We start from the raw sequence: 10,880 nt of genomic DNA on the forward strand, positions 1-10,880 counted from the left end.
AACAAACACGAACTATAATGTAATTTAATTACATTATAGTTCGTGTTTGTTTTTGATTGAAATACTTATGTCCCAGCCTCATTTGACAGTCCCGCAAAGGATTGTTATCTGCCCTGAAATCTTTTATAGACACTATCCGGATTATGACAGTGACCAAATCCATGAAGATAGATAACTCCATTATCTTCACGATATCGATATATGGTACGCATATCGGCTGGGTGCTTGTTTACTCTTTTACTTTGATAATGAAAAGAACGATAACCCACATAATTATCTCGGAGCAGCCCTCCGATATGGGGGTTTCTTTTAATTTGAATAATCGATCGAATAACATTGTCAGCGGCGGAATCGAAATCGAAATCGTTCGGAAAAGCATTTGCTAAATTTATAACGTCGGTAATAACATCTGTCGGTACATGTTGAATGCCCGATATGGTAGTAATTTGAGCAATCGTTTCAGCTATTTTGGAATTACTTATCATCATCTAGTGGAGACCTAAACTTTTCTGGATTAGATAAGAAAAGGGCAACCGCATCTTCTGCAGCTTCTTTTCCACCCCTAACATACTCTGCTTCTTTGCGTTTTAAACGATATCCATATAGCTGTTCCACTTCTGCTGTTTCGATTTCTACTTCTAATTCTTCTTTTTTACGTTCTAATAAGGACATATACTCGATCATCGCTTGATACACTTCCGGCTTGAGTAAAATTGCTTTTGTTTCGTTACGATCCACAACCTCCATTGCAGCTAATCGGTCCAAATCTTCACGCCATTGTGTGGATCGACCTAGCTGTGTGACTCCTACTCTGCTCCCCATTTGGAAACCATGACGGATTTTTTGTACTTCTTCGATTGCTTTGGCAGACAATTTACTCATCTCCTTTTCCTTCATAATTGTTTTCACCTCCCATTATATACTATAAATATGCATTTTTGCATTATAATGTGTATTTAAATGTGTATTATTTTATGTATTAAATTACATATATTTATTATGTTCTATTCTGTTATTTTTTAGTCAATACATGCTGTGAAAGGCTTAAATACAACATAAAGCAGCCCAAAGGCCGCGCATATTTCGTATTTTTGTGACTCTTTTAAATCCGCTTCCTTCACTCAACAATTCTGCTTATTTTTGATGTTTTTCTATAATCTTTATAAGATAGATTAGATCTTCTTCAAACCTTTTTTTCTTTTTTGGATTAGCTAAGATTATTTGGGGGTTAACTGCTCTAATAAAATGACGGAGCTTTTTATTCTTCAAAAACAGCTCTGTATGCTCTGAAAATAAATCTTTAAACCATTGTTCGTTTCTAAGTAATTTTAGATTCTGATTCTTTTGTTCCTCGGTCGGATAATAACTAATATCTTTTCCTGCCCACAGAATGATTAAAGTTTCTACTATTTCACTAAGCATCCGATCATCTCCTTAAAAAGATATATTGTTACTAATATAAAGTTTTCCGAAAGAAACCAAGAGCAAAGGGACATATCTTCAATCCAATATCAGTCTTATGTTTTATTTAGCAGGAATTGGAGCAAAAGTAATAGTATTTATACTACATTAATATATTTAGATTCTACAAGCATAAGTTTTTAACTTTTAAAAGCCTTATTTTTATAAAATAAAAGAAAGAATGGGTATAAAAATGAAAAGAAATCCATGGTACACAAAAGAAAAATTTATATACTTTATATCAATAGTAGCACCTATCATTGCGTATATAATCATTCTACTAAACAAGAAGAAATGGCAACATGTTAAGTATATAGAATATTTATCATTTGCAACTATCACAACAAGTATATGGATTATCGGCTTAATACCTGGGTATTTCAGACTAGCATTCCTTTTAACTATACTAATATTTTTCTTACTTCGAAAAATATTTAGAAGACGATAATAATCACGTGGCCATTCATTATTTCACTACCAAGATAACACAAAACTTCCTCTATGCTTTTCTCCCTCTACCAGCAACTTATAGGTACCAAGTTGATTGAATGTTAAAGTATCAACATCGTCCTTTTCACGAGTGGTAAAATCAATGGGGCCACCAAAATCACTACTATCTAACTTTCTCTCAAGCTTCGACAAATTCCGAGGTTTCACTGTGACCAAGCATTACCAAGAATTAAATTTTGAACAAGCAACCTGCCCCCTTCTCCCTAAAAAAGAATTGAATTGGTTATACTATTTGATGGTGTTATAATAATAAATAGTACTTTGAAAAATTTCGGGTCGAACCGTTTGATTTAGGAGTGTAGAAAGCAATGCTAATAGAAGTGCAAGCCAAGTTGCCTGGAGAGAATAATAGGGATTATTCATACAGATTAATAAAAGAAGCGATTATGTCGTTGCGATTAAAACCGGGTCAATCTTTAAGTGAGACAGAAATCGCTGAGGCACTTCATATTTCTCGTACTCCAATACGTGAGGTAATAATGAAGCTACGAGAAGAACACTTAGTAGAAGTAATCCCACAAGTAGGAACGTATATTTCTAAATTTAAACCAATTTTAATAGAAGAAGCAATATTTGCAAGAATTATCTTGGAAAAAGAAATTTTAAAACAATCCTGTATTTCCTTCCCGAAAAATGTATTAGTAGAAATGAAAAATAATATCGCACATCAAGAATTATTGCTGGATCAAAAAGGAATGGAGCTGGAATTCCACAAATTAGATAAGCAGTTTCATTTTCTGATTTTTCAAGGAAACAATAAGGAAAATGTCTGGAATTCCATTATTCGATTAAGTACACATTACAATCGCATGAGACTGCTAGCCGAGATGAATCTAAGCTTCAGTGATGCAATCCTCCAACATAAAACAATCGTAAAAATGATTGAAAGCAAAAATATAGATCAAGTGGAAGCTATTATAAGAGAACATATTATTGAACCAACAAAGCTTTGGGAAGATTTATATAAGCCTACTAGTCCATATGTAGATTTTTTTGACCTTACCAATAAAATGCCAATATTCTAGGGAAAAAACTAGAGTATTGGCATTTTTTGTCATTAAATAATTATTACAATTTGGTGAAAATTATTTAATAAAATAAGTCTCCTGTAAATTTTATGGTTGTAAACGCTTCACAATAATGCTAGTATACTAGTATAAAAGAGAAACGATAAAATGGAAAGGGAGGCAACCGAGATGGAAATGACATTTCGTTGGTATGGAGAAGAAGATCCAGTAAATATTGAGTATATTGCTCAAATTCCTGGGATGAAAGGAATTGTAACCGCTATATATGATGTACCCGTTGGAGAAGTTTGGCCAATGGAGAAAATCCTAGCCTTAAAAGAAAAAGTCGAAAGTGTAGGTTTGAAGATTTCTGTCATTGAAAGTGTACCTGTGCATGAAGATATTAAATTAGGGTTACCAACAAGAGATCGTTATATCGAAAATTACAAGCAAACTATTCGACAATTAGGTGAAGTCGGGATCCCAGTCATTTGTTATAATTTCATGCCTGTATTTGATTGGACTAGATCCGATTTAGCATATGAGCTTCCGGATGGCTCAACGTCATTAATTTATGATGAATCTACTGTTCAAAAGATGAATCCGATGCTTGGAGAGTTATCACTCCCTGGTTGGGATACTTCTTATGGTGAAGGAGGTTTAAAAGGCTTATTACAACAATATGAAGGCGTGGATGAAGAAAAACTTTGGGAGCATTTAAAGTACTTCATTGGAGAAATTCTACCAGTAGCCATTGAAAGTGACGTAAAAATGGCCATTCACCCAGATGATCCACCATGGTCCATTTTTGGGTTGCCACGAATTATTACGAATAAACAGAACCTAGAAAGATTCTTAGATTTATATGACTCACCAAACCACGGTCTTACACTTTGCTCTGGCTCATTAGGATGTGATCCGAATAATGACTTTGTTGATATGGTGAAATACTTCGGGGGAATAAAAAATCGTATTCACTTTGCCCACTTGCGAAACGTTAAGATTACGGGAGAAAAATCATTTTGGGAAACTGCTCATTTATCTACAGAAGGTTCATTAGATTTTTATGAAATTATAAAGGCATATGTAGATTATGGATTTGAAGGACCATTTCGTCCGGACCATGGTCGCATGATTTGGGGTGAAGAAGGAAGACCTGGCTATGGTCTATATGATCGCGCTCTAGGTGCAGTATATATAAACGGATTAATAGAGGCAATAAAAAAATCAAGCTAAAGAAACTCCTTAATGGAGAAGAACAGATTAAATACAAGATGCAGAATCTTGTATTTAATCATTAATAATGAAAGCGTTTATACCTCGTGCTATATTAAAAGAAAACTAGAATTTTAAGAGTAAGCATATAATACATCACAAACAGCAATCAAATAAAGGAGAGAATACTATGCCATTAATTATTACTGCAATTGGTATTATACTTTTATTAATTTTGATTATGAAGGTTAAGCTTCATACCTTTATAACATTGATAGTTGTTTCGTTCTTACTAGGTTTAGGACTCGGAATGCCAATCAATGAAATCATGGGGTCTATCCAAAATGGATTAGGTAATACAATGGCTAGTACGGCATTGATTTTTGGTCTTGGAGCCATTTTAGGGAAATTAATAGCTGATGCTGGTGGAGCCCAACGTATTGCAATGACACTAATTCATAAGTTTGGTGAGAAGCGAGTTCAATGGGCAGTTGTCCTCTCTTCATTTATTCTTGGTGTTGCCTTGTTTTTTGAAGTAGGACTTGTCTTATTAATACCAATCGTATATCAAATTACCAAACAAACTAAGATCTCATTTCTTTGGTTAGGGTTGCCAATGACAACCGCATTATCTGTAACACATGCTTTCTTACCACCCCATCCTGGACCAACTGTTATTGCTGCTCAATATGGTGCCAATATTGGAATGGTTTTGCTGTATGGATTTATCATTGCTATTCCAACAATTATTATTGCTGGACCACTATTTACAAAATTTTCAAAAAGAGTCATTCCATCAGCTTTTGATAAAGTGATAGAAGGTAGTATTGCCAAACTAGGTGATGCAAAAGTCTATAAATTAGAAGATACACCATCGTTTCGTGTGAGTGCATTCACTGCATTATTTCCAGTTCTATTAATGAGTATATCTACTGTTGTTACACTAATAAAAAATGTCGTAGGCTTAGATGATAACTTATTCTTTGCAATTGTTGCGACAATTGGGCATCCATCGATGGTTATGCTATTATCAGTGTTGCTAGCCATCTATACAATGGGGATTGCACGACAAATTCCAATGGATCAACTCATGGCATCAGCGGAAAGTTCTGTCAAAGCTATTGGGATGCTATTATTAATCTTAGGGGTTAGTGGATCACTTAAAGAGGTATTAATGGATGGTGGCGTCGGAGATTATGTTGCTGAAATTTTCGAAGGAAGTACGATTTCCCCATTATTACTCGCATGGTTAATTGCAGCAATTATTAGACTTGCACAAGGATCGGCAACCGTATCCGCGTTAACAACAGCTGGGTTAGTTATTCCAATGGTAGCTGGAAGTGATGTAAATTTAGCCCTATTAGTATTGGCAACAGGCTCTGGTAGTGTTATAGCTTCACACGTTAATGATACCGGTTTCTGGATTGTAAAGGAATCTTTCGGATTGACAATGAAGGAAACATTTGCAACATGGACAGTACTCGAAACACTTATTTCCGTCTGTGGATTAGTGTTTGTCTTATTGCTTAGTTTATTTGTATAAAAGCCAAAGACATAACCCTGCTCCCAAGATTCAAAGCCCATGGAATTTTCGCATAGTACAATTTCATTGGCTTTGAGTTTTTTTACTGCTAATAACTAAATCAAATTGAATAAATAGTCCCCCTTCCCTATCTCCTATACAGACTAATAAAGTACAACATTTTGGATTTGCGGTGCTGATGTTTTCACTCCCAAAATAGCGCCAAACTCCCTCTATGCCTTACTTCTCCCTCTACCTACAACTTATAGGTACCAAATTGGTTGATTGTAAAAGTATCACCATCTTTTTATAGTGGCCCTTAATCAGCTCAAGTTCAAAATGCATCACACTATCCCCCTCCCATGAAACATAATTTTTTATGGCATCTCTGTTTCCATAAATTTGTTATAATTATAACAGTCAGTCATTTCAGAATTCTACAGTAATTCCGCGTTTTCGTGATAAATATTCATATACTAGCAATAGGAATGGAGGTTTAATGAGAATGAGCATTTTCATCGTAATGGTTGTAGGTGTACTAGGCATTGCTGGCTTTCTTGCTTGTGACCTAAATTTTGACACATAGTTGAAAGCAATTGTTATAAGCTATATAATAAACGTATATAATGAAAAAGAGAAGTGCGCGAACACTTCTCCCTGCAACCTCTACCGTCAGGGTATGGTTGTCAATTAAATATTATTTTGGTCGAGAACCACCCTTTTGCTTGCGACGGCGTAGGGTGGTTTTCTTGTTTTCTAATATGTTCTTCCGAAAGAAATAGGCGCTTATCTCACGCACAATCCCCTTCAGAACTTCACGAACAAATTCAAGAAATGTTTCCATGATTATCACCTCCTTTCCTAAACGGAAAGAAGCACAACAACCAACCACCCTCACAATATTCAGTTGCTATTTCAGTTTATCACATTCACACAATCTAACTCTCTATCAATCTTCGACAAATTTCGGGCCGTCACTGTGACCAAGAGTATTCGAAGGAAGTGTTTATAATGACCAAACCTAAATGAACAGTTTGTTTGGACAATGTATATTGCCGTCCTAAAAAGAATATTTTTAGTTAAGTCACTATTTTAAGATAGGTCCCAAAAGAATGGGAATGATTTCAAAAAAGGAAGTGGTGGTGAATGAATAGTGAGATTCGGGTTCGTGATCCAGCATGGTTAACCAATCATATATTTGGTACCTTGCAATTTTATTATCCAAGATGTATTGATTATCGTAATGGTGGATACTTTCAGTGCTACTTAGATGACGGGACAATCTGCAATAATCAGACGAAACACTTAGTAGGGACATCTCGCTTTATTTACGTGTTTAGTGTTGGAGCCATGTTACGTGGTGATTCATGGTGTCTACAGGCGGCTGAGCATGGTTTATCCTACCTTCAAAATTATCATCTGGATATTAATAACGGAGGTTATTTTTGGAAGTTAAACGATAATCAGGTGTCTGTTTCTAAGAAATATGCATATGGACACGCATTTGCTTTACTTGCAGCTTCCAAAGCCTATCAGGCAGGGATACCTTGCGCTTCTCACCTAATAGACTATATTTATAACATACTCGACCAATATTTTTGGGAGCCAGATCACGGGTTATATCTAAATGAAATGAATTCAGATTGGTCCATTATAAATCCATACAGAGGGCAAAATCCGAATATGCACCTGTGCGAGGCAATGATCTCAGCCTATGAAGCAACCGGTAACCATAAGTATCTAGAGAGAGCCTATATATTAGCATATAATGTTACCTTAAATTTAGCTCAACAATCAGAAGGATTAATATGGGAACACTATGACCCTAATTGGGTAATTGATTGGAACTATATTGAAACCAATAAAGAGATGCAGCAATTTCGGCCCCAAGGCTTTATTCCTGGTCATTCCATTGAATGGAGCAAACTACTCTTACTCTTGGAAAGATATAAATCTGAATCATGGATGATAGAGAGAGCAGTAGAATTATATAATAGCGCACTAAAGCTAGGCTTAGACACTGAATATGGGGGGATATACTATTCGATTGACCGTGAAGGAAAAGTACTAGAGTCAGATAAATACTATTGGGTGATGGCAGAAGCGATTGGTGCATCAGCACTTCTTGGAACACGATTAAAAGCTTTCACATATTGGAGAAATTATGATGCTCTATTTAATTATGCTTGGAACTATTTCATAGATAAAAAACGGGGTGGTTGGTATGAAAAAGTAAATCGATTTAATCAAAAGGTAGGGAATAAGAAAAGCCCCGTAACGAAGACGGATTATCATCCAATTGCAAATTGCTATGAAACCATCCGAGCACTAACGAATCTGTGAGTAAAAGGTTTTAACGAACTTTATCTTATTTAAATGAAATAGGAAAGGGGAATGTCCTATCTATCCTGTTTATAAATTCTTAGAAAAAAAACAAAAGTGTCAAGATATAAATATTGCTTTTCCTCCTCAACACCAAGAACAACATCCAGGTCTTGAACACACTATGGAGCCAAAACCTATTTCGGAAAATCCTTATTACCAAGCAAGCGGAAAACTGAAAGACCGAGTAGCTATTATCACAGGTGGGGATAGTGGAATAGGAAGAGCCATCGCCTATGCTTATGCTAAAGAGGGAGCCGACGTTGTTATTTCCTACCTTTATGAACATCAAGATGCACAAGAAACAAAAAGTAGAATTGAACAAATCGGCAGAAAGTGCCTACTAGTTCCCGGTGATTTACAACAGGAAAAAATGTCATATACCGTCGTCCAACAGGCAGTCCATCATTTTGGAAAAATTGATATTCTGGTTAATAATCACGGAGTACAGTTTATTCAACAGAGCATATTAGATATCACAGCAGAACAATTAGACGTAACCTTCCGAACAAATATCTACTCATTTTTCTATATGACCAAAGCCTGTTTACCACATTTAAAGAAGGGCAGTTCCATTATTAATACAACTTCTCTCGCAGCCTATCAAGGAAATCAAGAATTAATTGACTACTCTGCTACTAAAGGGGCCATCCTGACTTTCACACGCTCCCTTTCACAATCTCTTCTAGACAAGAGTATTCGTGTGAATGGTGTTGCACCTGGACCTATTTGGACACCTCTCATCCCCTCTTCCTACTCAGCAGAAAAAGTAGCAACCTATGGAACCGACACATCCAAACCACCAATGAAACGTGCAGGGCAACCTTTTGAAGTGGCAACCAGCTATGTATTTCTTGCTTCTGATGACGCAAGCTACATGACTGGTCAGATTCTACATCCAAATGGTGGCACAATAGTTTAACGGTGTATTTTGAGGCGTCGCTGTGGTTGTTTGGTCACAGTGACTCCCCGAAATTTGTCGAAGATGGATAGAAAGTTAGATTGTGTGAATGTGATAGAATTTAGACATAAAGAAATGAGGTCGTAAATGATGGAAATAGAATGAAAAAAAGAAACGCTTATTATTGAAACTTTAAGAGAATCAGAGGTATGGGCTGATTCTCTAGCTAACGAAATACATAGTAGAACAAGAACAATAAATGGATATATAACACCAGATTATAAAATAGCATATGCTCTTTCATTTTTTCTAGCTTCTAATCCTGATTTTGTTGTTCATTCAGAAAAAAGTTTCCGTATTCGTCCAGGAGTAAAGGTTGAGGATTCATTTATTTATAAAGTTTGGGTAACTATTAATAGTTACTAAATCACAAATGAGGTAAAACTATACAATGATTATCCCCCTTTCCTAAACCGAAAACAACACCTCCAATATCCAGCTACTATTTCAGTTTATCATTCACACCATCTAATTCCCTATAAATCTCCGACAAATTTCGGGACGTCACTGTGACCAAGAATTTTCTGGGACAAGGAACCTGACCCCATGTCCCATGTCTGACCAAGAATTTATTTTTCTGATAAAATTGAATGGAGAGAAAAGGGGGAGGTCCTATGTGTTATACATTACGAGAAGAAATACAAGAAAAATTAAAAAATAAGAATTATCATTGTGAAAAAGAACTGACGCTCTCTATAATTAGCGGGAAGTGGAAATTAGTTATTTTATGGCATTTAGGTGTTGAAGGCTCACACCGCTTTAGTGATCTTCAAAGACTATTTGAAAATATTTCTCATAAAACTCTTTCAAAGCAATTGAAGGAACTTATAGAAGATGGATTAATTAGTCGAAAAGTATATCCAGAGAGCCCACCAAGAGTCGAATATTCGATGACTAAACTAGGATATACAATATTGCCTATTGTTAAAATGATGTATGAGTGGGGCAAAAATCGCATCTCGCAATTAAGACAAGAAGGGTTACTATAGTGTGGTTATTTCTTCCTTAAAAAGATAAGTGGCCAGTTGTAAAAATCTGGCCACCTCACATTAGTTGTCCAATAATTTTTTTGATTCACGTATAAAAGCGGGAAGATCATCTGGAGTACGACTTGTAACAATATTATGATCAACAACAACTTCTTCATCTTTAAAAATTGCCCCTGCATTAATCAAGTCTTTACGAATTGATGTAAAGCCAGTAACGTTTACGCCCTTTAATAAATCTGTATCGATTAGGAACTGTGGTCCGTGACAGATAGCGAACACTGGTTTTTTTGCTTCAATAAAAGAGCGTGCAAAAGCAGCATTTCTTTCATCAATTCTAAGTAAGTCTGGTGAAAATCCACCAGGCACTAAAAGTGCATCGTAGGTGTCAGCCTTAACCTCATCGATTCCTTTATCAATTTTAAAATTAACCCCGTTCTTACCAGTAATATCTTTGCCTGCGCGTTCCTCGATTAAATCAACCACATGACCAGCACTTACAAAAGAATCTACTGGATCAGTCAATTCAATTTCCTCAACAAGGTTTGTCACAAGTACAGCGATTTTCTTACTCATTTAGATCAACCCTTTTTTAAAATTTTGTTACTATTTCATGATAAACCATCGTACTTCAATTTTGAAGAATGCACATTTTTGTGCGGTAGTTACTAAAAAGTTACTTTTAGTGTTTGGTCACAGTGACTCCCCGAAATTTGTCGAAGATGGATAGAAAGTTAGATTGTGAGAGAATCAGAGGTATGGGCTGATTCTCTAGCTAACAAAATACATGGTAGAACAATAAATGGATATATAACACCAGATTATAAAATAGCATA

12 protein-coding genes are annotated in these 10,880 nt (G+C 35.6%); 7 read left to right on the forward strand and 5 right to left on the reverse strand.

The genetic code is table 11. The annotated features are described in order from the left end of the window. Positions 1–104: 104 nt before the first annotated feature. The 3 genes from ADJ83_RS10175 to ADJ83_RS10185 all read right to left on the reverse strand — a co-directional run bounded on the left by ADJ83_RS10175 (position 105) and on the right by ADJ83_RS10185 (position 1,422). A complete protein-coding gene (locus tag ADJ83_RS10175) occupies positions 105–488 on the reverse strand; it encodes a hypothetical protein (RefSeq protein WP_031540317.1) in 384 nt (127 codons plus the stop codon). Next, on the reverse strand, positions 475–897 hold the full coding sequence (locus tag ADJ83_RS10180) for a hypothetical protein (protein ID WP_031540316.1): 423 nt from the start codon (positions 895–897) through the stop codon (positions 475–477). Before ADJ83_RS10180 ends, ADJ83_RS10175 begins: the two co-directional genes overlap by 14 nt. A 237-nt stretch (positions 898–1,134) precedes the next feature. After that, entirely contained in the window at positions 1,135–1,422 is a 288-nt protein-coding gene (locus ADJ83_RS10185) for a hypothetical protein (RefSeq protein WP_048717719.1), read from the reverse strand. Positions 1,423–2,279: 857 nt separating this feature from the next. Between ADJ83_RS10185 and ADJ83_RS10195 the strand changes: the two genes are divergently transcribed. From ADJ83_RS10195 to ADJ83_RS10205, 3 genes are all read left to right on the forward strand, one after another. Further along, positions 2,280–2,996 (forward strand): GntR family transcriptional regulator, encoded by a 717-nt coding sequence (locus ADJ83_RS10195; protein ID WP_048717721.1) that lies wholly within the window; start codon positions 2,280–2,282, stop codon positions 2,994–2,996. A 171-nt stretch (positions 2,997–3,167) separates the two neighbouring features. After that, positions 3,168–4,214 (forward strand): mannonate dehydratase, encoded by a 1,047-nt coding sequence (gene uxuA, locus ADJ83_RS10200; protein ID WP_048717722.1) that lies wholly within the window; start codon positions 3,168–3,170, stop codon positions 4,212–4,214. 169 nt (positions 4,215–4,383) lie between these two features. After that, positions 4,384–5,736 carry a gluconate:H+ symporter gene (locus tag ADJ83_RS10205; RefSeq protein ID WP_048717723.1) on the forward strand — a complete coding sequence of 451 codons (1,353 nt, stop codon included), beginning with the start codon at positions 4,384–4,386 and terminating at the stop codon, positions 5,734–5,736. 676 nt (positions 5,737–6,412) lie between these two features. On the opposite strand, the gene ADJ83_RS25835 is transcribed toward ADJ83_RS10205, so the two are convergent. Next, the gene (locus tag ADJ83_RS25835; protein ID WP_192840943.1) at positions 6,413–6,559 is read right to left on the reverse strand and encodes a hypothetical protein; all 147 of its coding nucleotides are present in this window, start codon (positions 6,557–6,559) and stop codon (positions 6,413–6,415) included. Positions 6,560–6,861: 302 nt separating this feature from the next. Between ADJ83_RS25835 and ADJ83_RS10210 the strand changes: the two genes are divergently transcribed. The 4 genes from ADJ83_RS10210 to ADJ83_RS10220 all read left to right on the forward strand — a co-directional run bounded on the left by ADJ83_RS10210 (position 6,862) and on the right by ADJ83_RS10220 (position 10,047). After that, positions 6,862–8,058 (forward strand): AGE family epimerase/isomerase, encoded by a 1,197-nt coding sequence (locus tag ADJ83_RS10210; protein WP_048717724.1) that lies wholly within the window; start codon positions 6,862–6,864, stop codon positions 8,056–8,058. A gap of 58 nt (positions 8,059–8,116) precedes the next feature. After that, positions 8,117–9,019: an SDR family oxidoreductase gene (locus ADJ83_RS10215; RefSeq protein WP_048717725.1), complete on the forward strand. Its 903-nt coding sequence runs from the start codon at positions 8,117–8,119 to the stop codon at positions 9,017–9,019. A gap of 159 nt (positions 9,020–9,178) precedes the next feature. After that, entirely contained in the window at positions 9,179–9,424 is a 246-nt protein-coding gene (locus tag ADJ83_RS26190; protein ID WP_082169262.1) for a hypothetical protein, read from the forward strand. A gap of 248 nt (positions 9,425–9,672) precedes the next feature. Beyond that, positions 9,673–10,047, forward strand: coding sequence for a winged helix-turn-helix transcriptional regulator (locus ADJ83_RS10220; RefSeq protein ID WP_048717726.1), 375 nt, complete (start codon positions 9,673–9,675; stop codon positions 10,045–10,047). A 60-nt stretch (positions 10,048–10,107) separates the two neighbouring features. Here ADJ83_RS10220 and ADJ83_RS10225 read toward each other — a convergent pair whose 3' ends face one another. Next, positions 10,108–10,620 (reverse strand): type 1 glutamine amidotransferase domain-containing protein, encoded by a 513-nt coding sequence (locus tag ADJ83_RS10225; RefSeq protein WP_048717727.1) that lies wholly within the window; start codon positions 10,618–10,620, stop codon positions 10,108–10,110. Positions 10,621–10,880 lie beyond the last annotated feature (260 nt).

It is taken from the genome of Bacillus sp. 522_BSPC (genome assembly GCF_001076885.1).
Taxonomy (GTDB): Bacteria; Bacillota; Bacilli; order Bacillales; family Cytobacillaceae; genus Niallia; species Niallia hominis.